The organism is Dyella ginsengisoli (assembly GCF_044904665.1).
Lineage (GTDB): Bacteria > Pseudomonadota > Gammaproteobacteria > Xanthomonadales > Rhodanobacteraceae > Dyella_A > Dyella_A ginsengisoli.
Genome location: NZ_JADIKM010000004.1, coordinates 291,997 through 314,606 on the forward strand (window position 1 = coordinate 291,997; position 22,610 = coordinate 314,606).

General features: G+C 69.1%; 23 protein-coding genes. 9 read left to right on the forward strand and 14 right to left on the reverse strand.

Translation table 11 applies throughout. The features are described 5' to 3' along the window. Window positions 1–31: 31 nt before the first annotated feature. From ISP17_RS15635 to ISP17_RS15660, 6 genes are all read right to left on the reverse strand, one after another. Window positions 32–1,039, reverse strand: coding sequence for an NADP-dependent oxidoreductase (locus ISP17_RS15635; protein WP_404634848.1), 1,008 nt, complete (start codon window positions 1,037–1,039; stop codon window positions 32–34). 210 nt (window positions 1,040–1,249) lie between these two features. After that, a complete protein-coding gene (locus ISP17_RS15640) occupies window positions 1,250–2,038 on the reverse strand; it encodes an SDR family oxidoreductase (RefSeq protein ID WP_404634850.1) in 789 nt (262 codons plus the stop codon). A gap of 364 nt (window positions 2,039–2,402) precedes the next feature. Next, a complete protein-coding gene (locus tag ISP17_RS15645) occupies window positions 2,403–3,170 on the reverse strand; it encodes an SDR family oxidoreductase (protein ID WP_404634852.1) in 768 nt (255 codons plus the stop codon). A gap of 21 nt (window positions 3,171–3,191) precedes the next feature. After that, on the reverse strand, window positions 3,192–3,884 hold the full coding sequence (locus ISP17_RS15650) for a histidine phosphatase family protein (protein ID WP_404634854.1): 693 nt from the start codon (window positions 3,882–3,884) through the stop codon (window positions 3,192–3,194). Window positions 3,885–3,886: 2 nt separating this feature from the next. Next, the gene (locus tag ISP17_RS15655) at window positions 3,887–4,957 is read right to left on the reverse strand and encodes a phosphotransferase family protein (RefSeq protein ID WP_404634856.1); all 1,071 of its coding nucleotides are present in this window, start codon (window positions 4,955–4,957) and stop codon (window positions 3,887–3,889) included. Next, window positions 4,954–6,180 carry an acyl-CoA dehydrogenase family protein gene (locus ISP17_RS15660; protein WP_404634858.1) on the reverse strand — a complete coding sequence of 409 codons (1,227 nt, stop codon included), beginning with the start codon at window positions 6,178–6,180 and terminating at the stop codon, window positions 4,954–4,956. Before ISP17_RS15660 ends, ISP17_RS15655 begins: the two co-directional genes overlap by 4 nt. Before the next feature lie 124 nt (window positions 6,181–6,304). On the opposite strand from ISP17_RS15660, the gene ISP17_RS15665 reads away from it, so the two are divergent. Continuing rightward, entirely contained in the window at window positions 6,305–7,270 is a 966-nt protein-coding gene (locus tag ISP17_RS15665; RefSeq protein ID WP_404634860.1) for a LysR family transcriptional regulator, read from the forward strand. 7 nt (window positions 7,271–7,277) lie between these two features. Here the strand turns inward: ISP17_RS15665 and ISP17_RS15670 are convergent, their stop codons facing one another. Further along, complete coding sequence (locus ISP17_RS15670; protein ID WP_404634862.1) at window positions 7,278–7,445, reverse strand: hypothetical protein; 168 nt, start codon at window positions 7,443–7,445, stop codon at window positions 7,278–7,280. Between the two features lie 382 nt (window positions 7,446–7,827). Here ISP17_RS15670 and ISP17_RS15675 point away from each other — a divergent pair, with 382 nt between their 5' ends. The 3 genes from ISP17_RS15675 to thpR all read left to right on the forward strand — a co-directional run bounded on the left by ISP17_RS15675 (window position 7,828) and on the right by thpR (window position 9,098). Further along, a complete protein-coding gene (locus ISP17_RS15675; protein WP_404634864.1) occupies window positions 7,828–8,064 on the forward strand; it encodes a hypothetical protein in 237 nt (78 codons plus the stop codon). After that, window positions 8,057–8,407 carry a YkgJ family cysteine cluster protein gene (locus ISP17_RS15680; protein ID WP_404634866.1) on the forward strand — a complete coding sequence of 117 codons (351 nt, stop codon included), beginning with the start codon at window positions 8,057–8,059 and terminating at the stop codon, window positions 8,405–8,407. The genes ISP17_RS15675 and ISP17_RS15680 overlap by 8 nt, the downstream gene beginning before the upstream one ends. Window positions 8,408–8,504: 97 nt before the next feature. Beyond that, the gene (gene thpR, locus ISP17_RS15685; protein ID WP_404634868.1) at window positions 8,505–9,098 is read left to right on the forward strand and encodes an RNA 2',3'-cyclic phosphodiesterase; all 594 of its coding nucleotides are present in this window, start codon (window positions 8,505–8,507) and stop codon (window positions 9,096–9,098) included. Between the two features lies 1 nt (window position 9,099). On the opposite strand, the gene ISP17_RS15690 is transcribed toward thpR, so the two are convergent. Continuing rightward, window positions 9,100–10,563, reverse strand: a complete 1,464-nt coding sequence (locus ISP17_RS15690; protein ID WP_404634870.1) for a GGDEF domain-containing protein — start codon at window positions 10,561–10,563, stop codon at window positions 9,100–9,102. 172 nt (window positions 10,564–10,735) lie between these two features. Here ISP17_RS15690 and ISP17_RS15695 point away from each other — a divergent pair, with 172 nt between their 5' ends. Next, window positions 10,736–11,509 (forward strand): class I SAM-dependent methyltransferase, encoded by a 774-nt coding sequence (locus ISP17_RS15695; RefSeq protein WP_404634872.1) that lies wholly within the window; start codon window positions 10,736–10,738, stop codon window positions 11,507–11,509. A gap of 12 nt (window positions 11,510–11,521) precedes the next feature. Beyond that, window positions 11,522–11,686 carry an oxidoreductase-like domain-containing protein gene (locus ISP17_RS15700; protein ID WP_404634874.1) on the forward strand — a complete coding sequence of 55 codons (165 nt, stop codon included), beginning with the start codon at window positions 11,522–11,524 and terminating at the stop codon, window positions 11,684–11,686. Window positions 11,687–11,706: 20 nt separating this feature from the next. Here the strand turns inward: ISP17_RS15700 and ISP17_RS15705 are convergent, their stop codons facing one another. Genes ISP17_RS15705 through ISP17_RS15720 form a run of 4 tightly spaced genes read right to left on the reverse strand, consistent with a single transcriptional unit; the run spans window position 11,707 to window position 16,052 of the window. Further along, entirely contained in the window at window positions 11,707–12,129 is a 423-nt protein-coding gene (locus ISP17_RS15705) for a group I truncated hemoglobin (protein ID WP_404634876.1), read from the reverse strand. Beyond that, window positions 12,129–12,989, reverse strand: a complete 861-nt coding sequence (locus tag ISP17_RS15710) for a DUF3034 family protein (RefSeq protein ID WP_404634878.1) — start codon at window positions 12,987–12,989, stop codon at window positions 12,129–12,131. Before ISP17_RS15710 ends, ISP17_RS15705 begins: the two co-directional genes overlap by 1 nt. Beyond that, on the reverse strand, window positions 12,986–15,370 hold the full coding sequence (locus ISP17_RS15715; RefSeq protein WP_404634880.1) for a putative bifunctional diguanylate cyclase/phosphodiesterase: 2,385 nt from the start codon (window positions 15,368–15,370) through the stop codon (window positions 12,986–12,988). The genes ISP17_RS15710 and ISP17_RS15715 overlap by 4 nt, the downstream gene beginning before the upstream one ends. After that, complete coding sequence (locus ISP17_RS15720; protein ID WP_404634882.1) at window positions 15,360–16,052, reverse strand: methylamine utilization protein; 693 nt, start codon at window positions 16,050–16,052, stop codon at window positions 15,360–15,362. Before ISP17_RS15720 ends, ISP17_RS15715 begins: the two co-directional genes overlap by 11 nt. Window positions 16,053–16,430: 378 nt before the next feature. On the opposite strand from ISP17_RS15720, the gene ISP17_RS15725 reads away from it, so the two are divergent. Next, entirely contained in the window at window positions 16,431–16,958 is a 528-nt protein-coding gene (locus ISP17_RS15725) for a hypothetical protein (protein WP_404634884.1), read from the forward strand. 61 nt (window positions 16,959–17,019) lie between these two features. Here the strand turns inward: ISP17_RS15725 and ISP17_RS15730 are convergent, their stop codons facing one another. After that, window positions 17,020–18,078: an HDOD domain-containing protein gene (locus ISP17_RS15730; RefSeq protein WP_404634886.1), complete on the reverse strand. Its 1,059-nt coding sequence runs from the start codon at window positions 18,076–18,078 to the stop codon at window positions 17,020–17,022. A gap of 137 nt (window positions 18,079–18,215) precedes the next feature. Here ISP17_RS15730 and ISP17_RS15735 point away from each other — a divergent pair, with 137 nt between their 5' ends. Beyond that, entirely contained in the window at window positions 18,216–19,229 is a 1,014-nt protein-coding gene (locus tag ISP17_RS15735; RefSeq protein ID WP_404634888.1) for an LLM class flavin-dependent oxidoreductase, read from the forward strand. Window positions 19,230–19,290: 61 nt separating this feature from the next. Then, window positions 19,291–20,145 carry a PA4780 family RIO1-like protein kinase gene (locus ISP17_RS15740; RefSeq protein WP_404634890.1) on the forward strand — a complete coding sequence of 285 codons (855 nt, stop codon included), beginning with the start codon at window positions 19,291–19,293 and terminating at the stop codon, window positions 20,143–20,145. Between the two features lie 415 nt (window positions 20,146–20,560). Here ISP17_RS15740 and ISP17_RS15745 read toward each other — a convergent pair whose 3' ends face one another. Beyond that, window positions 20,561–22,507, reverse strand: a complete 1,947-nt coding sequence (locus tag ISP17_RS15745; protein WP_404634924.1) for a CocE/NonD family hydrolase — start codon at window positions 22,505–22,507, stop codon at window positions 20,561–20,563. Window positions 22,508–22,610 lie beyond the last annotated feature (103 nt).

Genomic DNA, 22,610 nt, shown 5'->3' on the forward strand with positions numbered 1-22,610 from the left:
AAGCCTGCGTCGGACGTGGAGGCAGGTCGGCTCAGTCGCTGACGTGCAGCACCAGCTTGCCGCGATGGCTGCCATCGAACAGCCGATTCAACACCACCGGTGCGTTCTCCAGCCCTTCGGCCATCGTCTCTTCGGTCTTCAGCTTCCCTTCGCGAATCCACCCCGTGATCGCGTGCACCGCTTCCTTGGTCTTGGTGTAGTCGAGCACCAGGAAGCCCTGCATGCGCAGGCGTTTCATGATGAAGGGGCTGAAGTCGTCGCTGGGCTTCTCGCCGGAGTTGTAGCCGGCGATCAGGCCGCAGAGGGCGACGCGGCCGCCGATGTTCATGCGAGCGAGCACCGCCTTCATCACCTCGCCGCCGACGTTCTCGAAGTTGACGTGCACGCCGTCGGGGGTGGCTGCCTTGAGCTGCTGCTTGAAGTCGGCGGCTTTGTAATCGACGGCGGCGTCGAAGCCGAGTTCGTCGATGAGGTAACGGCATTTGTCGGCGCCGCCGGCGATGCCGACCACGCGGGCGCCGTGGATCTTGCCGATCTGGCCGGCGATAGAGCCGACCGAGCCGGCGGCGGCGGAGACCACCAGCGTTTCGCCCGGCTGCACCGGGGCGATGTCGGTCATGCCGTAGTAGGCGGTGACGCCGCTCATGCCGGCCGCGCCGAGCAGGGTGGGCAGCGGGATGCCGGGATCGGCGGGCAGGCGCACGTAGCCTTTGGCGCTCTCGTTGAGCACCAGGTAGTCCTGCCAGCCCGTGATGCCCTGCACGAGATCGCCTTCGGCGTAGTGCGAGGAGCGTGACTTCACCACGCGGCCCAGGCCGAGCGCGCGCATCACTTCGCCAATGGCGACGGGGGGCAGGTACTGCGGGATGTCGCGCATCCACACGCGGTTGGTGGGGTCCATGGAGATGTAGAGGGTCTGGATGAGGACTTCGCCGTCTTTCAGCTCGGGAACGGGCGTTTCGACGAGGTCGAAGTTGTCGCGCTGTACCAGGCCTTCGGGGCGGGTCTTGAGGCGGAGTTGGCGGTTGATGAGGGGCATGGTGGGCCTCGTGATCTTCTGAAGTTGAAAGTCACTGGATGACCGGCTTTCGCCGTTGAAGAGCGTCTCCGGCGTTCGCCGGGATGACGGATAGATGGGTATGGGTTGGAGCAGGGAGTTATGGCTTGCCCGATACGCGGCAGACAAGGGGCTCGTCACCCCAGAGCACGCTGGGGTCCAGCGTCTTCGCTCGGGCGTGAAAGCGATGCATCACACGGCGGAAGCGCCGCCATCCACGCGCAGCTCGGCGGCGGTGACGTAGCGGCTTTCGTCGGAGGCAAGGTAGAGCGCGGCATAGGCCACGTCGTCCGGTTCGCCGAGGCGGCGCATCGGATTGCCGCGGGTGAGTTTGCGGATGGTCTCCTCTTCACCCAGCTGCTGGAAGAACGGCTCGACGATGCCGGTGCGGATGAAGGCGGGATGGATCGAGTTGCAGCGGACGGCGAGCTGCTGGCGCGCGCAGTCGATCGCCACCGACTTGCTGAGCGAGGCGACTGCGGCCTTGGAGGCGTTGTAGACGGTGTAGTCGGGGTCGACCTTGAACGCCGCCATTGAGGAGATGTTGATGATCGAGCCGGGCTGGCTCTGTTTCAGCCAGGGTAGGGCGTACTTGCAGCCGAAGTAGACCGCCTCGACGTTCACGCCCATCACGCGCTGCCAGTCTTTGGTGGCGAGGCTCTCGACACCACCGAGCGCGCCGATGCCGGCGTTGTTCACCAGCACCGAGAGGCCGCCCATGGCCTGCGCGGCCTGTTCCAGCAGCTGCGGCCAAGGGGCCTCGTCGCGCACGTTCTGCGCGGCGGCCCAGGCCATGGTGTCGCCGTGCTCGGCATTGATGGCGGCGGCCTGCGCGTGCGCGCCGTCGCCGTCGATGTCGGTGAGGTACACCCTGGCGCCGTGACGGGCGAACAGCTTGGCCATGGCGGCGCCGAGGCCGCCGGCCGCGCCGGTGATGTAGGCGCGCTTGCCGGCGAGGCGGTGAGCTGGGAGGTCGGTCATCGGCGGGCTCCTGGCTTGGAGCCCTCTCTCCCGGCTTTGCCGGGGGAGAGGGTTGGGTGAGGGGGCGCTTGGGGTTTGGACGTTATCGGTGAGAAGCGAAAGGCTTTCCCCCTCACCCCAACCCTCTCCCCCGAACGGTGGAGCTGTTCAGGGGAGAGGGGGCAAGGCGTGGGAGCTGAGGTGAGGTAGCGATCATCGCGGGTGTTTCGCTTGAGCCCTCTCCCCTGGCTCTGCGGGGGGAGAGGGTTGGGTGAGGGGGCGCTTTGCTTTTGGACGTTATCGGTGAGCGGCGAAAGGCTTTCCCCCTCACCCCGGCCCTCTCCACCGGACGGTGAAGCTGTCCAGGGGAGAGGGAGCAAAGCGGCTAGACGGAGAGATAGCCGCCATCGACATTGAGCACGGCGCCGGTGGTGTAGGACGACGCTGCGCTGGCGAAGTACAGCGCGGCGCCGGCCATCTCCGAGGGTTGCGCCACGCGGCGCATCGGCACGTGCGCCAGCGCCTGCTTGAGGATGGCTGGGGTGTTGACCAGCACCGAGGCGAACCTGGTGTCGGTGAGGCCGGGCAGCAGCGCATTGCAGCGCACGCCGGCCTCGGCGCACTCCACCGCGAAGGCCTTGGTCATCGAGATCACCGCGGCCTTGGTGATCGAGTAGATGCCCTGCTGGAAGCCGGGCACCACGCCGTTGACCGAGGCGACGTTGACGATGGACCCGCCGCCGTTCTTCGCCATGCGCTTCGCCGCGTGGCTGGACATGTAGAAGTAGCCGCGGATGTTGACGTCGACGGTCTTCTGGAAGATCGCCGGGTCGGTGTCGGTGATCGGGCCGAAGTACGGGTTGGTGGCGGCGTTGTTGACCAATACATCGAGCCGACCGTGAGCCGCGTCGATGGCCGCGTACAGCGCCTCGATCTGCGCCATCTCGCCGATGTGGCAGGCGAGCGCCTCGGCGCTGCCGCCGTCGGCGACGATGCCGTCGACGACGGTCTGGCAGTCCTCCTGCTTGCGGCTGGAGACGATCACGTGCGCACCCTGCGCCGCGAACAGGCGGGCGATCTCGGCGCCGATGCCGCGGCTGGCGCCGGTGACGAGGGCGATCTTGCCGGTGAGGTCGAACAGCTCGGTGGTCATGCGGGTGTCCTCGATGTCGAATCAGCGATAGGTGAGCAGGGCGGTGTCGCCAGCCAGGTGCGGCCAGGCGTTGTAGGTGACCATCTGCGGGCCGGAGCCGTTCACGCGTACGCGGCTCAGGCCGGTGTTTGCCAGCGGCCAGCTAAGCGCGAAGCTGCGCTCCGGCGGCGTGCCGAACAGGTGGGCGGCAATCACCGCGATGGGCCCGCCGGAGGTCACCACCCAGGTGTCGCCCTCGCTGTCGCGGGCGCGGGCGGCGAGGGCGGTCAGCGCCTCGAGCACGCCGCGGCGGAACTGCGGCCAGGGGCGGAGGTACTCGTGGTCGTGCGCGCCGGCGGTCCAGCGGTCCACCGCCGCGACGAACATCTGCTGGAACGCGCGGTGCGGGTCGGCGGCCGCGCGAAGTTCGGCGGCCAGCGCTTCGTGGCCATCGAGGTCGGGGCGATGACGGGCGAGCAATTCGACGTGGTCCAGCTCGTCCAGCGCGGACACCACTTCCACCGGCGCGTCGAGGCCGGCAGCGCGCAGGCAGTGCTCGGCGGTCTGCGCATGGCGCCGCAACGCGCCGCGCACCACGTGTGCGGGAGGCGCCTCGTGCGCGGCCAGCCACGCGCCGAGGCTCAGCGATTGTTGCTCGCCCACGGGCGACAGCCGGTCGTAGTCGGCCGCGCCGAAGCTGGCCTGGCCGTGGCGGATCAGCAGCAGGTCGCCCATGCTCAGAGGCCCGAGGCGGCGATCAGCCGGCGGCAGCGCTGGGCCAGGTACTTCGCCGCGTCGCCGAAGCCGGCGAACTGCGGGTTGCTGGTCTGCCCCAGCGCGAAGCGGCGGTAGATCTGCTGCACGATCACCTGCAGGCGGAACAGCCCGAACACCTCGTGGAAGTCGAACCGGTCGACGCTCCAGCCGCTGCGCTCGCCGTAGTAGTCCACCACCTCGCGGCGGGTGAGCATGCCCGGCGCGTGCGTGGGCTGGCGGCGGAACGACTGGAAAACCGGGTCGTCGTCGGCCTGCACCCAGTAGGCCAGCGCGCCGCCGAGGTCCATCAGCGGATCGCCCAGGGTGGTCATCTCCCAGTCCAGCACGCCGGTGATGGTGAGCGGGTCGGCCGGGTCCAGCACCACGTTGTCCAGCCGGTAGTCGTTGTGGATCACGCAGATCGCGGTTTCGTGCGGCGGCTGCTTGTCCGCCAGCCACGTCATCACGTCTTCGCACGGATCGCTGCCTTCGGTGAGCGCCTGGCGGTAGCGCTCGCTCCAGCCGGCGACCTGCCGCGCGATGTATCCCTCGCCCTTGCCCAGCGCGGCGATTGCCGGGTCATGCGTGTCGACGCGGTGCAGCTCGACCAGGCGCTCGATGAAGCCGGTGCACAGCGCGCGCACGCTGGCGGCGTCGAGGCCGAGGTCGGCCGGCAGTTCGCGGCGCAGGATCACGCCGGCCAGTCGCTCCATCACGTAGAAGTCGCAGCCGAGCACGTCGGCGTCGTGGCAGGTGGCGAGGATGCGCGGCGCGTACGGGTAGTGCGGGCGCAGCGCGGTCATCACCTGCGCCTCGCGCAGCATGTCGTGGGCGGACTTCGCCTTGGCGCCGGGCGGCGGGCGGCGCAGCACCAGTTCGCGCTCGCCGTAGCGCAGCAGGTAGGTGAGGTTGGAAGCGCCACCGGGAAACTGCCCGAGCTCCGGCGTCCCGCTCAGGCCGTCGATGTGCTGCTTGAGGAAGGCGTCCACGCGAGCGAGGTCGAAGGCGTCTTCGGCGCGCACCGGGCGCGGCTGGTCGATGGCGGCGCTCATCGTGCGTCCACTCCCTGCTGGGCCTTGAGTTCGAGTTTGGCGACCACGGCGCGGTGCACTTCGTCCGGGCCGTCGGCCAGGCGCAACACGCGGGCATACGCGTACAGCGCGGCGAGCGGGAAATCGTCGGAAAGACCCGCGCCGCCGTGGATCTGGATCGCCGCGTCGGCCACCTGCTGCAGCACGTTGGGTACCGCCACCTTGATCTGCGAGATCAGGCTGAGCGCGGCTTTCGCCCCCTGTGTATCGAGCGTCCACGCCGCTTTCAGCGTGAGCAGGCGCGCCTGCTCGATCGCCATGCGTGCGTTGGCGATCAGGTCGCCGTTGCCGCCGAGTTTCGCCAGCGGCTGGCCGAACGCCACGCGCTCACCGGCGCGACGGCAGAGCAGGGCGAGCGCACGCTCGGCCGCGCCGATCGCGCGCATGCAGTGGTGGATGCGCCCGGGGCCAAGTCGACCCTGCGCGATCTCGAAGCCGCGGCCCAGGCCGAGGATCACGTTGGACGCGGGCACCCGCACGTGGTCGAAGCTCACCTCGCCGTGGCCGCTCGGCTCGTCGTACGCGTGGAACACCGGAAGCATGCGTTCGATGCGCACGCCCGGCGCGTCCAGCGGGCACAGCACCATCGAGTGGCGCGCGTGCGGTGGCGCGTGCGGATCGGTCAGGCCCATGAAGATCAGTACGCGGCAGTGCGGATGGCCGATGCCGGTGGACCACCACTTGCGCCCGTTCAACACCACGGCGTCGCCATCCAGCGTGGCGGTGGCGCGCATATTGGTGGCGTCGGAGGAGGCGACATCCGGCTCGGTCATGCAGAACGCCGAGCGGATCGTTCCATCGAGCAGGGGCGTCAGCCACTGCGCCTGCTGCGCGGGCGAGCCGTACTGCGCGAGCACTTCCATGTTGCCGCTGTCCGGGGCGTTGCAGTTGAACACTTCCGGCGCGATGAAGCTGTGGCCCATGCGTTCGGCCAAGGGCGCGTAGTCCACGTTGGACAGCCCGGGCCCATGTTCGCCGGGCGGCAGGAACAGGTTCCACAGCCCTGCGGCGCGCGCCTGCTCTTTAAGCGTTTCCATGATCGGTGGCTGGCGCCACTGGCGATGGTCGGCGCCGCCGGCGAGCTGGCTGGCGTAGAGCGGTTCGGCGGGGATCACCGCCTCGCGCATGAAGCGGTCGAGGCGGTCGAGCAGATCGCGGCTGCGGGCTGAGTGCGAGAAATCCACAAGGCGGGTCCTGACAATCCTCCGAGCGTACGCCTCCGGATGGAATCATTGAAATGCATGCGCCTTATGCGCGGTCATCGCTGGCGTTGATATGCTCGGCGCGCCATTTCGCAAGGACCGCCGCATGCCCGCCGCCTCCCGCCGCATCGACCTGAACCTGTTCCGCGTACTCGACGCGATCCACGTACACGGCGGCATCAGCGCTGCGGCACGCGCGCTGCACCTGACCCAGCCGGCGGTGACGCATGCGCTCAACCGCCTGCGCGCGCAGTTCGACGATCCGCTGTTCGTGCGTCAGGGCAACCGCGTGGTGCCCACCGAGCGCACGCGACGGATGATCGGCGAGGTGCAGCTGCACCTGAAGGGACTGCAGGCGACCACGCAGCGGCAGGCGCCGTTCTCGCCGCAGACGCTGGAGCTGAGCTTTGTCGTCGGCTTTCGCGACGTGCTGGAGTCGATTGCCTTTCCGCCGCTGATGCAGCGACTGGCCGAGCATGCACCGGGCGTGCGCATCGTGAGCCGGCGGGTGGCGGCCGGCGAGGTGGAGCGCGAACTGGTGGCCGGCACGCTGGACCTGGCCGTGGACCGGCGCCTGCGCGCGGGATCGCGCGTGGCGAGCGAGCACCTTCTGGACGAGCCGCTGGTGGTGGCGATGCGCCGCGGCCACGCGCTGGATGGTCGCGCGCTACGCCGTGCCGATTACTTTGCCGCGCAGCACGTGGCGGTGTCCTCGCTGGGCGAGCCGATCGCGCTGGACCTGCTGTTGCAGCAGGACGGCCGCGACCGCGAGTTGCGGCTGGTGTGCCAGCACTACTTCGCCGCCTGCCAGGTGGTGGCCGCGAGCGACCTGCTGCTGACGCTGCCGGCCTCGTACGCCGCCGGTCTCGCCGCGTTGCTGCCGCTGTCACTGCAACCGCTGCCGCTGAAGCTCAAGCCGGTGCCGATCCACGCCTACTGGCTGGCATCGCGGCACGACGATGCCAGCCATGCCTGGCTGCGCGATCAGGTGATGGCGGCCATCCGCGAAGCGCCCGCGTTTCGTTCGGCGGGTGCCGGGCGGCGCGTTCGCGCCGCGGCAGATCTTGCGTGAGCGGGTCTTACTTGAGCGGGGCGTTCTTGCCGCGCGGCTTGGCTGCCTTGGCCACGGCGGCCTCCTTGCCGGCTGCGGCGCGCGGTGCTGCCGGCTTCGCCGTGAGCTTGCTCTTGTCCATGCTGTAGACGTTGTGGATGTACTGCACGGACATTTCGGTCTTGGGCGAGGTCATGGCGGGCCTTTCAGGTAGCGATCCGAAACGGATCAGGAGCCGCGCCGGCCAATCGCCGGTCGTGGTGGATTGCAGGGCAGGCATGGCGCCGGCGTGCAGGAAACAGCAGGCTAACACCAACCCGACACAGCATGCGCCGCGCGAAGTTACGTGGCTGTAAGCGCGCGCGGGAACATTCGCGTAACCCCCGGTCCGCTATGCTGCCGCGGTTGTCTCTTCGCGGGGCCGCCATTGCTGCACAGCTCCCGCGCCCTCGCACGTGCGCTGCACGTGCGCCCGCCGCCGCTCCCTGCCCACCATGTTTCGCCGTCATGCCTTGCGGAGGCTTCCGTGGGCTGGGCGGAACGGGCGCATGCGGCATGCACGAAAAAGGATCCCGCCTATGTCCGCACGTCGCGTCGCTCCGCCGCCGGTCACCACGTTGCCGCTGATGACCCGCTACTGCGGTTATCTGATCCGCTGCAGCGTGGACAGCTTCACCGTCTCCCTCGCCGGAGACGAAGTGATGCACCAGCCCTATCCGCAGGCCCGCAAGACCCTGGCCGACGCCCACCTTGGCCCATGGATGCTGGAGCAGGCCAAGGCCTTCGTCGACGCACGACGGGCCGGGCATGTCTGAGCTTTCGCCCCAGCGCGAGCGCTATCACCAGCGCGTGGACCCGTCGGTGCAATGCGACACCTGCGAGGCGGTGTGCTGCCGCCTCACCGTGGTGCTGATGCCGGAGGATCGCGTGCCGCGCTGGCTGGTGCACGAGGACGCACGCGGCTTCCAGACCCTGGCCAAGGGCGAGGACGGCTGGTGCGCGGCGGTCGATCCGCTGGATTTCCGCTGCAGCATCTACGCCGACCGCCCGGCGATCTGCCGCAAGTTCGCCATGGGCAGTCCCAGCTGTCGCCACGAGCGCGCCGAATGGGCGACGCATCGCGCGGTGCCCACGCCGGTGCAGACCTGGGGCGGCTGATTCGCGCTGTGCATGGCACACTGCGGCCCCGTGTTTGTGAGATTTTCCACGTGACGAATGAGTTTCGCTGCACCCGCCGTCACCGCAGGTTCCAGCCATGAGTGATGCCGACCAGCCGCAGGCTGGCCTGCCAGGGCTGGAGGAGCCGGCCGGGCCGCTGCATCGCCTGTTCTTTGCGCTGGTTCCCCCCGAACCGGTGCGCGAGCAGATCGCCGCCACGGCAAGTGCACTTCGTGAGAGCGGCAGCATCGAAGCACGCTGGGTGAAGCCGGCGCGCTATCACCTCACCCTGGCCTTTCTTGGCGACCATCCCACCTTGCGGCCTTCGCTGCTGGAAGCGGCGCGTGCCGCAATCGGCAAGGTGCGTGTGGCGCCCTTCACCTGGCTGCCCGATCAGGTCGCCAGCTTCACGGGGCGACGGCCGCCGTGCGTGCTGCGCAGCACGCAGGCATCGCCCGCGCTGCAGACGCTGTGGGAGCAATTGCGGCGCGAGCTGTCGCTGGTGCGGCTGGGCGGGCAGATTGAGCGCAGCTTCACTCCGCATGTCACGCTCGCCTACGGTCAGCGCGATCTGCCCGCACCCATCGAGGTGGCGCCGATCGCATGGCCGGTGGATCGGGTACTGCTGCTGCACAGCGAAGTCGGTGCCAGCGACTACGAAACGCTTGGAAGCTGGCGTCTGCCCGGCTGACTCACTCCAGCCCGACCACCCGGTTGCGGCCCTGCTGCTTGGCGGCATAGAGCGCGCTGTCCGCGGTAGCCAGCAGGGCTTCCAGCGAGCGTTCGGCAACGAGACAACTGGCCGCTCCGATGCTGACCGTGATGATGCCGTAGGGGCTGTCGGCGTTGGCGATCGCGAGCTTCTCGACCGCGGCGCGCAGGCGCTCGGCCACCTGCAGCGCCACCTGCAGCGAGCGCCCGAACATCACCAGCGCGAACTCCTCGCCACCGTAGCGGCCCAGCACATCGCCGGGCCGGCCCGTTGCACCGAGCAGCGCCCGACTCACCATGCGCAGGCAGGCGTCGCCGGCGGCATGACCATAACGGTCGTTGAGCTTCTTGAAGTGATCGACGTCGATCATCAGCACGGCAACGCGTTGCGAGGCGCTTTCTTGCAGGATCCACGCGCGCTCCAGCATCTCGTCCAGCACACGCCGGTTGGCCAGCCCGGTGAGGCCGTCGGTGTGGGCCAGTTCTTCCAGTGCATGGCGTTGCCTGATCAGCCCCTCTTCGGTCTGCATATGCTTGAGTTGGACCAGCGTGGTGCGCACCCCGTAGCCGAGCACTGCCACGCCGATGCCTGCCACGCCCAGGTAGAAGCGCTCGCGCAGCACCACCACCGACACCACCAGCAGCGCCAGCGCCATCAGCAGCGGGCTGGCGGTTCGCACCACCCGGGAGAGGGCGGGCGAGGGACGCCGCAGCCGGCGGCGTCCGTCGGGATCGCGCCATGCCTGGAGGGCGAAAGCGAGAAAGGCGATGTCGATCAGGGGATCGCGCAGCGAGCCGAAGTCCGGATGGTCGCCCAGCGCCACGAAGTGGTTGTAGTAGAAGGTGGCCACCGCGTAGAGCCCGGTGAACACCACCATGGTGCGGTAGAAGTGGCGCTCGCCGCGGCGGTCGGCCGCGGTCAGGCGGATCGCCGCGGCCGCCAGCAGGAACAGGTTCTCGGCGTCAAACATGAGTGCCACCCGCAGCGCCTGGATCATGCTGCTGGCGCCGTGCAGGGTGATCAGGCTGAAGGTGTGCACATAGAACAGGTAGCCCAGCGCCAGCGCGAGCGCCGCATCGATCACCCGCAGCAGCACCGAGTCGCCTTCCACGTATGAGGCGGACACCGCCAGCACGATCGGCACGCCGAACAGGATGAACAGCAGGGTGCTGTCACCGGGGGCAGCGTTGGCGTTGGCCAGGAACAGGTCCTGGCGCAGGCTGGCCGCCATGCCCAGCGTCCATGACGCCATCGCCAGCGCGACCAGCAGCCAGCCGCGGCTGTGCCGCCAGCCGTCGCGTGCACTGCGGCGCAGCGCCGCCGCGCAGGCCAGTGCGGGTGCCGCCAGCAGGAAAACGTAGGACACCTGCATCGCGAAGGCGGGCAGGAAAAAGATGGCCGACGCATGCAACAGCACGAACACGCACGCGAGGAGCAGGGTCATCGGCGGCTTCCTTGTTGCGCTCCGGCCCTTCGGCGCGGGATGCCTCACTACTACTACGCGCCGCAGTCCGCGGCAACCGCGGGCGATGGACGGTGGGATGTGGCACAGGTCATGGCCACCATGAGGGATCTTGGGTGCACACTGTCCACTCCTTTCGCTGCGGAGATACGCCATGCGCCCGACCCTGCTTGCCGCCATGCTCGTGCTTGCCCTGCCTCTCGCCGCCTCGGCCGGTGGCGCATCGCGGCATGCCGCGAACACTCCCGACTACGTGCGCAGCGCGGTGGCCGACCCCGCGCGCAAGCTCGACGCGGCGAACGACGAGCGCCGCCAGATCGCCGCCCTGATGACCTTTGCAGAGGTGAGGCCGGGGCAGAAGGTGGTCGACCTGATTCCCGGCAGCGGCTATTTCAGCCGCGTGTTCAGTGCCATCGTCGGGCCCGGGGGCAAGGTCTTCGGCATCTGGCCGGACGCCTACGACAAGGAGTCCGGCTCGGACTCGGCCAACCTGCGCAAGCTCGCCAGCGATCCGCACTACGCGAACATCACCGTGCTGGTGCAGCCGGCGGCGCAGTTCTCCACACCCGAACCGGTGGACCTGGTGTTCACCTCGCAGAACTACCACGACTACCCGGACAAGTTCATGGGCAGTCTCGATCCGGTGGCGTTCGACAAGCAGGTGTTCGCCGCGCTCAAGCCCGGCGGCCTGTTCGTGGTGGTCGACCACGTGGCGCCGGCCGGCTCCGGCATGCGCGACACCGACACGCTGCACCGGATCGATCCGGCGATCGTGAAACAGCAGGTGGAGTCGGCCGGCTTCGTGTTCGACGGCGAGAGCAACGTGCTGCGCAATCCGAAGGATCCGCACGACATCAAGGTGTTCGACAAGTCGATCCGCGGCCATACCGACCAGTTCGTCTACCGGTTCCGCAAGCCCAAGGGTTGATGCGTGGGCGCCATGGACGACGATCCGAAGCCGCAGCCGCCGGTGGAGCCGGACGCCCTCGACTGCTGCGGCGAGGGCTGCGTGCCGTGCATCCACGATATCCACGAGCAGGCCATGGAGCGTTACCGCAAGGCGCTGGCCGCGTGGCTGGCGCGCCATCCCGAGGCGACCGGCTGAGCCGGCGCCTCTGGGCCCTCTCAGCGGTAGAGCATCTGCGCGCGGGTGGGTGCAAGGCGGGCGATCAGGCGGTTCTGCACGCGCACCGGCACGTGCTGGCGGTTCATCGCGGTGATTAGGTCTTCCACCACCGCGTTGAACATCGCCTCGTTGATGTTCATGCCGCGGTGCACCTCCTCCATCGAGTCGCCGGTGTAGCGGCAGGGGCCGTCGGCGGTCTGGCAGACGTAGTCGGCGAACACGCGCTTCCAGCGGGTGATGTCCACGTGCGCGAACGTGGGCGCTACCAGCGGATCGGCGGCGAAGGCATCGAGCAGGTTCTCGGTGATCGCCGCCACGCCGGGCTGGCCGCCAAGTTCGTCGTACAGCGTCGGCGCTTTCGCCGGCGCACGCGCGCAGCCGGCCACCAGCAGGGCGATGACGAGCACGAAGCGAAGGCGCATCACAGGCTCCCCTGCAGCGAGAGATACCAGCCGCGCTGGTCGCGCAGACCGGCGATCTCGCCCAGCGAGACGTACGCCGCGACCAGCGACACGTGCTTGCTGGGGAACCACGCCACGAACAGGTCCGAGGCGTTGTTTTCGCGGGCGAAGGACAGCTGATCGGGCTTTTGCCGGTACTCCGCGCCCACCGCCACGTGCGGGTCCAGCAGCAGCGCCAGCGAACCTTCGCCCACCAGCCGGCGCCCGCCGCGGTCGCCGCCGAAGCCGAGCAGGCCGAGCTGGTTGGCGTCGGTGGAGCGCAGCGTCACGTTCCACAGCAGGTTGTAGCCCGCCGCGCCGGCCAGCAGCACCTGAGTGGCCGAGAGATACACGTCGGTGCCGCGGTCGCGCCGCGCGCCGACCAGTTTCGGGATGGCGAAATCCAGGTTGTGCTTGTGCTGCACGCCCAGCGAGATCTGCGGCAACGGTCCGTACACCGCGTCGCCGGTCAGCCGCAGCTTGGCGCCGAACACGTCCTGGCGCAGCGCGGCGCCGGGCATGCCGATCGCCTCGCCCAGCGTGCCGAGGTCGAAGCGGTCGCGCGCCACCGACAGCTCCAGCCGGTTGTGCCAGGTGAAGGCCGCGCCGTGCGCGTCGAGCCGGTAGTCGGGCAGATCCAGGCGGGTGACGAAGGCGGTGGCGCCGACCTGTTCGCGGGTGGCGTAGCCGGACAGCACCGCCCACGGCACCAGGCCGCCGCCCGCGCTGCCTTCGACCATGCTGGCGCCGCCGGTGGCGAGCAGGCGGCCGTCGCCGGCGCGGGCCAGTGCGGGCAGCAACAGACAGGCGAGCAGGGCGAATGCGCCGCGCGCCGCCCTCATGCACCGCACTCCGCAGGCCCGGTGGCCGGGCGGCTGGCGAATTCCTCGGTGGCGGCGGCGAGCCAGCGGGTGGCGTCGGCAGCGGCCATCGGCCGGCTGATCAGGTAGCCCTGCGCGCTGTCGCAGCGGAAGCTGCGCAGCATCTCCATCGCCGCCTCGGTCTCCACGCCTTCGGCCACCACCTTGAGCCCCATGTTGTGGGCCAGCTCGATGGTGGAGCGCACGATCACCGCGTCGTCCTCGTCCTCGGCCATGCCCATCACGAATGACTTGTCGATCTTCAGCTCGTCCACCGGCAGGCGCTTGAGATGCGACAGCGAGGAGTAACCGGTGCCGAAGTCGTCGATCGCCAGCATCACGCCGCAGGCCTTGAGCCGGTTGAGCACTTCCAGCGAGTAGAGCGCGTCGCGCATCACCGCCGTCTCGGTCACTTCAAGCACCAGCTGGCTGGGATCGATGCGGTAGTGGGCGAGATGGCGTGCCAGCAGGTCAGGCAGCTCGCCGCTGCCCAGGTCCATCGCCGACAGGTTGAGCGCGATGCCGATGTCCATGCCGGCGGCTGACCACTCGGCGCACTGGCGGATCACCTCGTGCAACACCCAGTCGGTGAGCGTGCGGATGATGCCGGAGTGCTCGGCCAGCGCAATGAAATCGTCCGGCGGGATGATGCCGTGCTGCGGATGGCGCCAGCGCAGCAGCGCCTCCACGTTCACCACGCGGCGGCTGCACAGCTGCATCTTCGGCTGGTAGTACAGCAGCAGCTCGCCGTTGGGCACCGCGCGGCGCAGGTCGTTGACCAGCGAGAGCCGGTACAGGTGTTCGGCATCGCGGCCCGGGCGGTACAGCTGCAGCTGGCTGCGCGATTCCTTGGCGTCGTACATGGCGATGTCGGCGCGGCGCAGCAGCTCCTCGGCGGTGTCGCCGTGCTCGGGGAACAGCGCCATGCCCACGCTGACGTCCAGGAACAGCTCCATCGCCTCGGCCAGGATCGGCTCGCCCACGGTCGCCAGCAGTTGCTCGGCGCGCTGCACCAGCTCGTCCGCGGCGATGCCTTCCATCAACACCACGAACTCGTCGCCGCCGAAGCGGGCCAGCATGTCCTCGTCGCGCAGCCCGGCGCGCAGGCGCCGGCCGATCTCCACCAGCACGCGGTCGCCGATGGCGTGGCCCATGGTGTCGTTGATTTCCTTGAAGCGGTCCACGTCCAGCATCAGCACGGCGAGCGTGTGGCCGGCGTTGCCCGCGCGCACCAGCGCGTCCACCAGCGCCTGCTGCAGGCTGGCGCGGTTGGGCAGGGCGGTGAGGTTGTCGTGGAAGGCGGCGTGGGCGATCTGCTGCTCGCGCCGCGCGATGCCGCGCTGCATGCCGTTGAAGGCGTGGGCCAGCTCACCCAGCTCGTCGTTGTGCTGTACCTCCACCGTGCCGAGATAGTCGCCGTGGCCGATGCGTCGCGCGGCGTCCGCCAGCTGCGATACCGGCCGCGTCACGTTGCGCGACAGCCACAGCGCGCCGGCCAGCGAGGCGATCAGCGAAAGGCCCGCGATCAGCAGCAGCTCGTGCTCCAGCGAACGATAGGTGGCCAGCGCCTGGCTGCGCGAGAACTGCAGCAGCGCGCCCAGCATGCCGTCGCCGCCCTGCAGCGGCTGCCACTGGGTGAAGTATTCCTGGCCGCCGAGGGCGAGCATCCTCGGTTGCGCGGCACGGCCGGGGCCGGCCGCGGCGTCGAACAGCGCCTGCCGCTCGGTGTCGCCGGGTGCGGGGAGGGTGCTGGAGAGCCAGCGCTGTCCGCCGGCGTCGCGGGCCACGAAGGTGACCTCGACGCCGGCCAGATCCTTCAGGCTGTGCGCCAGCTTATCGTCCAGGGCGAAGCCCATGCCGACCCAGGCGATACGGGTGGGCGCACGCACCGGCACGATCACCAGCTGGTAGGGGCGGCCGTTGATCAGCGTCATGGTGGTGCCGGCCGCGGGGGCATCCGCGTGCGCTACCAGCGTCGCCCAGTCGCCCACCGGCATGGAGCGGCCGCCGGCGTCGAGGCCGGCCACCACGCGGCCGTCCAGATCGGTCAGCACCATCAGGTCGGCCGAGATGCGATGGCCCTGGTTGTAGAGCACGGAGTGGATGGTGGGCGTGTCGCCGGTGGCCACGGCCTGCTTGAAGCCGAAGTCGGCGGTGGTGATCTGCACGGCATCGAGCAACTGCGCGCCGCGCGTGCTGAGCAGATCGGCGAACACCCGCGCGCCCGAGGCCAGTCGCGTCTGCGCCTGGGTCAGCGCGCTCTGCCGGGTGGCGTAATAGAACGCGAAGAAGGTGGGCAGTTGCACCAGCACAAACAGCGCCAGCAGGAGCAGCGACAGGCGGGCGCGGAACTTAATGCGCATGGTCGTCCTGCATGCGTGCGCCCAGGCCCATTTCCAGGTCGGGCGGGGGCTGGTTGGTCTGCTCGGCCGGGTGCAGGGCGAGCGTGTAGCTGCGCTGGAGCGACGTGGCGGCGTCAAGCGTCACCGTCTCGCTGGTCGGCGCCATGCCCGAGGCCTGGCGCGGATGCCACAGCTGCAGCGTGTAGCGGCCGGCGGGAACGTTGGCGATGGCGAGTTGCCCGTCGTCGCCGGTCTTGGCGAACCACGGCGTGTCCACTACCACCACGTAGCCGAGCATCCAGTCGTGAATATTGCAGCCGAGCGTGACGATGCCGGCCTGGTCGAAGCGCTCGGTGGAGGCATGGTTGCCGGCGTACAGCTTCAGCTCGAAGCGCTTGGCCGGCGAGAACGAGTACACCTGGTGGCGCACATTGTCGCTGTTGGGAAAGGTGACGCGGGTGCCGGTCTGCACCACCAGCACCTGCGGCATGAAGCTGAGGTTGCGCTGGTCGATCACCGCGCTGGTGTCGCCGGCGGGCGGGGCGGGGCGATCCAGCGGCAGCAGCGAGACCACCGCGTCGCGCACGGGCTGGCCCTGGCGGTCGCGCACGGTGACGGTGACACCGGACGCGCCGGCGGCTCCGGCGAATGCCAGGCCGGCGAAAAGCGAGAGCGCGGAGCGCACGAGGGTGGATCGAACCATGGCTGCCTTCCAAACCGATCTGCGCCGTGCTGTCCGTCGAAAGGCGGGCCGATCATTGTGTATGGGCGGCACGCGCCGCGGTTCGCGCGTGCCGTCGCTGCGCCGTTGATCCTTATCGGCGCTCCGCTGGCGTACCTTAGCGCCTCACCCCTGCAGAAGGGTCCTGCTGCTATCCCGGCAGCGTAACGCCATGCGCTGTGCGGGACCGCATGCGGCACGCTTTTGTCACCTGGATATACGCGCCGGCACATCTGATGGTTGCAGGCGGCCGACGCAACGTGCGCGCATTCGCAAATGGACGTCCAAAGCCGAGCTCGGCATTGATCGTGGCGATGCCGCGGGTTAGATTCCGACGTTGTCTCAGGGGGAATCACTGTCATGAAACGCACACTGGCCATTGCCGGCACCCTTCTTCTGGCCGCCTGCGGTCACGACACGCGCACGCCGGTGGCGCTGGGCACGCTGGTGGTGCCGAACCAGGCGCCGTGGCTGATCCTCGCGCCCGGTCCGGAGCAGGTGGAGTTGCGCGGGCTGGACGACACGCTGAAGTTCCTGCCCGATCCGCCACTGGCCACCGCGCTGGAAGCGCAACTGCGTGCGGGCGTGCAGCAGGATTACTTTCCCAACCTCACCATCGCCTGCGACGAGATCAAGGCGGAGATGAAAGTGAATACCGACGACGCACCGGACACCGTGGTGCTGGAGCTGTCCCTGCGCTGCACGATCAACGCCAGCGGCTACCTGAGCACCCACCAGTACGCCGTGGCGCCGACCACCAAGGTGGCGGCCGGCTCGGCCGAAGCGGTCTATGCGAAAGCGCTGGGCGTGCTGCTGCGCGACGGCGCGGGGCTGGTCGCCGTCAAGCTGGACGCCGATGTGCGCGCCAGCCGGCCCGGCACGCGCTGAGTCGCTACGCGTCGAATCCGTCGGATGGATCGGGTCGAGCTGATGCCGCCACTGCGCGGCGTCAGCACGCGCGGGCGTCGGCGTCGCGGAACTGCCGGCGCAGGTCCTGCTGGCAGCGTTCGATCATGGCCGGGGTGAAGAACTCCGGCCAGGCGGTGCTCAGATCCGTATCCGGCGCGGCCAGCGCGTGTTCGCCCAGCACCTGGGCCATCGCCAGCGTGTCGGCGCACAGCAGGGCGCGGCCGAGTGAGCTCTCCGGCGGCATGCCGGCCACCGTGCGCTCTTCCAGCGCGTTCAACACGTTGGTCGGCAGGTTCCAGTGGCGTGCCGCGCGCAGCGACAGCTGGGCGGCCAGCTGCGCGCAGGCGGCGAGGAAGTGGCTGGTCAGCGGGCCCAGCTCCATCGGCGCCTCCTGATCGAGCACGCGCACCACGGCGCCGGTGCCGGTGTTGCACACGATGCCGGCCAGGTACGCCTCGAACGGGTCGGAGCTGCCCTTGCCGAGATAGGCGCAGGCGTGCGCGCAGCGCTCGGCGTGGTCCCACAGCCGCTGCCCCGCGACGTGGCCGAACATGCCGGCGCTGGCGTGCAGGATCGGCTTCATCACGTGCATCGTCACCACCCGGCGCAGGCCGTCCTGGCCCAGCAGCACCACCGCGTGCTGCAGGCTCTGGATCGGATGCAGGGTGCGGTAGTAGATGCTGCGGCTGACCCGCATCACTTCGCCCACCAGCACCGGGTCGCGCCCGATCAGCTTGGCCAGCTGGGCGCCGCCCACGGTGTCGCTCTTGAGCGAACGCAGCAGCTGCGGCAGCACGGTGGGCAGGCGCGGCAGGCTGCGCACGTCGAACGCGGTGCAGGTTGCCTGCAGGCGCTTGAGGATCGCGCGTTCTTCCTGGCTTGGCTCGTTGGCGTGGTAGTCGGGCAGGCCCAGTACATAGCGATGGAAGCGGTCGCCCAGCTGGGCCAGCGACATCGCCTCGTGCGCCGCGGCGGCCGCCTCGGCGCTGTGGACGCTGCCAGTCGGGGGCGCCGTCATCGCGCGCACGCGGGCGGGCACGCGCGCCGCCGGTGGCGGTGCATCCGCGTATCCCAGAATCCAGCGCCACAGGTTTTGCATGCACGCTCCCCTGGCCGGCATACCGGCCTTGCAGCGGGGTTAACGGCGTCGCAGCGGGAAAATGTAGCGGCCCGGCGGGGTGGCATTCGCGCCGGGGCGCCCCTACCTATGGGGACTCACGCCCCGACGAGTCGCGCATGATCCCGTTTTCCATCCTCGACCTTGCCCCGGTCACCGAAGGCAGGGACGCCGCCCAGTCGTTCCGCAACGCGCTGAGCCTGGCGCAGCTGGGCGAGCGGCTGGGCTATCGCCGCTACTGGCTGGCCGAGCACCACAACATGCCGGGCATCGCCAGCGCGGCCACGGCGGTGCTGATCGGGTACATCGCCGGTGGCACCTCCACCATCCGGGTCGGCTCCGGCGGCATCATGCTGCCCAACCACGCGCCGCTGCAGGTGGCCGAGCAGTTCGGCACGCTGGCCTCGCTCTATCCGGGCCGGATCGACCTGGGCCTGGGCCGTGCACCCGGCACCGACCAGCCCACCGCCCGGGCGCTGCGGCGCTACTTCGACAGCGCCGACGCCTTTCCCAACGACGTGATCGAGCTGCTGGGCTATTTCGAGCCCGCCAAGCCGGGGCAGGCGGTGCGCGCGGTACCGGGCGCGGGGCTCGACGTGCCGGTTTGGCTGCTCGGATCGAGCCTGTTCAGCGCCAAGCTGGCCGCCCAGCTCGGGCTGCCGTTCGCGTTTGCCTCGCACTTCGCGCCGGATGCGATGGACCAGGCGCTGGCGATCTACCGCCGCGACTTCCGCCCCTCGGCACGGCTGGCCGAGCCGCACGCCATCCTCGCGCTCAACGTGGTGGCCGCCGACAGCGACGCGCAGGCGCGGCGGCTGTTCACCACCCAGCAGCAGGCGTTCGTGAACCTGCGCCGCGGCCGGCCGGGGCTGATCCCGCCGCCGATCGACGATATCGAGGCGTTCTGGACGCCCGTCGAGCGGCTCGGCGTGGAGCAGGCGCTGGCCTGCGCGGTGGTGGGTGATCCGGCCACGGTGCGGCGCGGGCTGGCCGATTTCATCGCCCGGCACCGGCCGGACGAGCTGCTGCTCACCGCCAACATCTTCGACCATGCGGCGCGCCTGCACTCGTTCGAACTGGCCGCCGCCGCGCGCGACGCGCTGGCGCCGGCCCCGCTGGCGAACGCCGGATGAGCCGGCGGCGGCGCGCTTCGGGCATCATGGCGCACTTCCCCGCACGGCCAAGCCCTACCGCATGAAGATTCCCAACGGCCTGCAGCCCCTCATCGACGACGGCGTGATCGACCAGGTGCTGCGCCCGCTCAAGAGCGGCAAGGAGGCCTCGGTGTACGTGGTGCGCTCGGGCGACCACATCCGCTGCGCCAAGGTCTACAAGGACATGGCCCAGCGCAGCTTCCAGCAGCGCGTGCAGTACCAGGAAGGGCGCAAGGTGCGCGGCAGCCGCGAGGCGCGCGCCATGGGCAAGTCCACCAAGTTCGGCCGCAAGGAGGCCGAAGCGGCCTGGAAGAATGCCGAGGTCGACGCGCTCTACCTGCTCAACGACGCCGGCGTGCGCGTGCCGCGGCCGTACGGCTACTTCAACGGCGTGCTGCTGATGGAGCTGGTCACCGACGAGGACGGCCACTCCGCGCCGCGGCTGGGCGAGGTGGATCTCGATGCGGACACCGCACGCGCCTGGCACCGGTTCCTGATGCAGCAGGTGGCGCGCATGCTCTGCGTGGGGCTGATCCACGGCGACCTGTCCGAATACAACGTGCTGGTGGGGCCGGACGGCCCGGTGATCATCGACCTGCCGCAGGCGGTGAGTGCCGCGGGCAACAACAACGCGCGCTTCATGCTCCGCCGCGACGTGGGCAACCTCACCATCAGCCTGGCGCGCTTCGCGCCGGAGCTGCTGGACACCCACTACGCGGAAGAGATGTGGGCGCTGTTCGAGCAGAGCGAACTGCATCCGGACACCGAGCTCACCGGCCACTTCACCTTCGACGAGCGCACCGCCGACGTGGACAGCGTGATGCAGTCGATCATCGACGCCCGCGAGGAAGCGATCATCCGCCAGCAGGGGCGTGAGGCGGCGCGGGAGGATTGAGCTTTCGCTGTGCGCAGGTGGATTTGATGCTGTTGGGGTCGAAGAGCGTCGCGGCTGAAGCCGCTCCCACAGAGCGCCCGGGCTTCCACCGGATGTGTGGGAGGGACTCAGCCCCGACGGCGTAGGCCGCATAGGGCCTCGCGGAACCAGCGCTTCGCCATGAAAAAGGGCCGCATCGCGGCCCTTTTTCGGTTCAACCACCGGGGAAGGTGTGGCCCTTCGCCGCTTTCTTGGCCGTCTTCTCGGCCTTCTTTTCCTTGGGTGTCTTCAAGGCTTTCTTCTTGTCGCCTTTCTGCTGGTTCAGACCTTTCATGGCGCGCTCCTGCGGAGTGATCCCCGCGTCCTGCCATGGTGACAGCTTTCGCCCGCCGCGGACGCATTTCGGCGCGCGGCGGGCGAAGCCCTCAGGCCGTGGTCAGGAACCCTTGCCCGAGGCCACCACCGGCAGCTCGAGGTAGCTGGAGTGGAACACCTTCTGCGTGGCCTTCTGGAAGTCCTCCGGCTTGGCCAGCATGATGTTCGGCACGAAGGTCTGCGGGTTGCGGTCGTACAGCGGGAACCAGCTCGACTGCACCTGCACCATGATGCGGTGGCCCGGCAGGAAAACGTGATTGGTGGTGGGCAGGGCGAAGGTGTACGGCAGCGGCTTGTTCGGCTCGATCGGCCTGGACTCGGTGAAGCCCTGGCGGTAGCGGCCGCGCAGGATGTCCATCGCCACCGCCAGCTGGTAGCCGCCCATCTCCGGCTGGTTGCCGACCATGTCGGGATAGACGTCGATCAGCTTCACCACCCAGTCGCTGTCGGTGCCGGTGGTGGAGGCGGTGAGGTGTACCTGCGGCTGGCCGGCGATGGTCAGCGGAGAGGTGAGCACGTCGGAGGTGTAGGTGAGCACGTCGGTGCGGCCTGAGGCCTCGCGTTGGTCGTCCACCAGCCACTGCGACCAGGTCTGCCCGGCGTCGTAGCCCACCGGCTGGATCGGCCGGGCGCGGAACGGCACCGGGTGTGCCGGATCGGACACGTAGGCGTCGCTGTCGCCGTCGTCGGCGTTCTCGAAGCCGAGCTTCATGCCGGCATCCAGGTACAGCGGGGTGGGCTTCACCTTGCAGCTGCCGCCGCAGCCGGCCGGCCAGTTGCTCAGTCGCTCCCACCGGTTGGTGCCGGTCTGGAACGCGGTGACCGGGGCGACATCGGCCTTGGGCGCGCCGTCCTTCAGGTACTGCGCCAAGAACGGCCGCAGCACCTGCTCGCGGAAGTACCGGCCGGTGTCGCTGCCGAACTTCAATGCGCCCAGCGAACTGGCGTCCTCGATCTCCTGGCCGTGGTGCCACGGCCCCATCACCAGCTTGACCATGGTGCCCGTGGTGTCCTTGGGCTTGATCGCCTTGTACACGGCGATGGCGCCGTAGCTGTCTTCCTGGTCCCACAGGCTGTGCACCAGCATCACCGGCACCTTCAGCGGCTCTTTCGCGAGCAGCTTGTCGACCGCCTGGTCCTGCCAGAACGCGTCGTACTCGGTGTGGTCGAGCATCTTCTGCCAGAAGCCGAGCTGCTGCATGCCGTGCTGGCGCGCCAGCTCGCCGGCGGAGCCCGCGCGCAGGTAGAGGTCGTAATCGTCTTGCACGTTCGACCACCACTTGGCGGAGTTGTCGCGGGTGGCGGTCTGCTCGTAGATGTAGGGCAGGTTCTGCTGGCGGAAGGCGCCGTTGTGGAACCAGTCGTCGCCCATCCAGCCGTCGACCATGGGGTTCATCGGCACCGACACCTTCAGCGCCGGATGCGGATGGATCAGCGCCATCAGCGGCTCGAAGCCGTCGTAGGAAATGCCCAGCGTGCCGACCTTGCCGTTGCTCTCCGGCACATGCTTCACCAGCCAGTCGATGGTGTCGTAGGTGTCGGTGGCATCGTCCACCGGGGTGGGATTGAGCGGCCCGTGCACCGGCCGGTTCATCACGTAATCGCCCTCGGAGTGGTACTTGCCGCGCACGTCCTGCACCACGCGGATGTAGCCGTCCTCCACGATCACGTCGGCCGGGTTGTCGTAACCCTCCAGGTTGGCGGCGAAGTTGCCGCTCTGCGAGTGGGTGGTGAGCGCGTCGGCGTCGTAGGGCGTGCGGGTGAGCACGATGCCGGCATGCTTGGCGTGGTCGCCGTTGAGGTTCTTCGGTACCAGGATCACGGTGTGCAGCTTGACCCCGTCGCGCATCGGGATCATCACCACGCGGCGCTCGAAGTCGGCGTCGGCGTTTACCGGGGTAAAGCTGGCCGGCGTCTCGCTGGGGTAGTCGGGGTATTTCGGTGCGGCGTCCTGCCGGGCAAAGGCACCGGCCGAAAAGGCCAGCAGCGCGGTGGCGACGGCCGGCATCAGGCCGGCCTTGAGGGAGGCAGGAAGCAGCTTGAGCAACATCGTGGTGGATTCCCCTGGGGTGAAAGAGTCACGGTAGCAGGCCGCGTCGCGCGTCGGCCAT

Excerpts from the sequence above, each read along its gene's own strand:
- ISP17_RS15720 (WP_404634882.1), bottom strand. The coding sequence starts at position 16,052 with ATGGTTCGATCCACCCTCGTGCGCTCCGCGCTCTCGCTTTTCGCCGGC.
- ISP17_RS15710 (WP_404634878.1), bottom strand. The coding sequence starts at position 12,989 with ATGAGGGCGGCGCGCGGCGCATTCGCCCTGCTCGCCTGTCTGTTGCTG.
- ISP17_RS15645 (WP_404634852.1), bottom strand. The coding sequence starts at position 3,170 with ATGACCACCGAGCTGTTCGACCTCACCGGCAAGATCGCCCTCGTCACC.
- ISP17_RS15680 (WP_404634866.1), top strand. The coding sequence starts at position 8,057 with ATGTCTGAGCTTTCGCCCCAGCGCGAGCGCTATCACCAGCGCGTGGAC.
- ISP17_RS15635 (WP_404634848.1), bottom strand. The coding sequence starts at position 1,039 with ATGCCCCTCATCAACCGCCAACTCCGCCTCAAGACCCGCCCCGAAGGC.
- ISP17_RS15740 (WP_404634890.1), top strand. The coding sequence starts at position 19,291 with ATGAAGATTCCCAACGGCCTGCAGCCCCTCATCGACGACGGCGTGATC.
- ISP17_RS15730 (WP_404634886.1), bottom strand. The coding sequence starts at position 18,078 with ATGCAAAACCTGTGGCGCTGGATTCTGGGATACGCGGATGCACCGCCA.
- ISP17_RS15640 (WP_404634850.1), bottom strand. The coding sequence starts at position 2,038 with ATGACCGACCTCCCAGCTCACCGCCTCGCCGGCAAGCGCGCCTACATC.
- ISP17_RS15715 (WP_404634880.1), bottom strand. The coding sequence starts at position 15,370 with ATGCGCATTAAGTTCCGCGCCCGCCTGTCGCTGCTCCTGCTGGCGCTG.
- ISP17_RS15700 (WP_404634874.1), top strand. The coding sequence starts at position 11,522 with ATGGACGACGATCCGAAGCCGCAGCCGCCGGTGGAGCCGGACGCCCTC.
- ISP17_RS15735 (WP_404634888.1), top strand. The coding sequence starts at position 18,216 with ATGATCCCGTTTTCCATCCTCGACCTTGCCCCGGTCACCGAAGGCAGG.
- thpR (WP_404634868.1), top strand. The coding sequence starts at position 8,505 with ATGAGTGATGCCGACCAGCCGCAGGCTGGCCTGCCAGGGCTGGAGGAG.
- ISP17_RS15725 (WP_404634884.1), top strand. The coding sequence starts at position 16,431 with ATGAAACGCACACTGGCCATTGCCGGCACCCTTCTTCTGGCCGCCTGC.
- ISP17_RS15650 (WP_404634854.1), bottom strand. The coding sequence starts at position 3,884 with ATGGGCGACCTGCTGCTGATCCGCCACGGCCAGGCCAGCTTCGGCGCG.
- ISP17_RS15670 (WP_404634862.1), bottom strand. The coding sequence starts at position 7,445 with ATGACCTCGCCCAAGACCGAAATGTCCGTGCAGTACATCCACAACGTC.
- ISP17_RS15665 (WP_404634860.1), top strand. The coding sequence starts at position 6,305 with ATGCCCGCCGCCTCCCGCCGCATCGACCTGAACCTGTTCCGCGTACTC.
- ISP17_RS15695 (WP_404634872.1), top strand. The coding sequence starts at position 10,736 with ATGCGCCCGACCCTGCTTGCCGCCATGCTCGTGCTTGCCCTGCCTCTC.
- ISP17_RS15690 (WP_404634870.1), bottom strand. The coding sequence starts at position 10,563 with ATGACCCTGCTCCTCGCGTGCGTGTTCGTGCTGTTGCATGCGTCGGCC.
- ISP17_RS15675 (WP_404634864.1), top strand. The coding sequence starts at position 7,828 with ATGTCCGCACGTCGCGTCGCTCCGCCGCCGGTCACCACGTTGCCGCTG.
- ISP17_RS15655 (WP_404634856.1), bottom strand. The coding sequence starts at position 4,957 with ATGAGCGCCGCCATCGACCAGCCGCGCCCGGTGCGCGCCGAAGACGCC.
- ISP17_RS15745 (WP_404634924.1), bottom strand. The coding sequence starts at position 22,507 with ATGCCGGCCGTCGCCACCGCGCTGCTGGCCTTTTCGGCCGGTGCCTTT.
- ISP17_RS15705 (WP_404634876.1), bottom strand. The coding sequence starts at position 12,129 with ATGCGCCTTCGCTTCGTGCTCGTCATCGCCCTGCTGGTGGCCGGCTGC.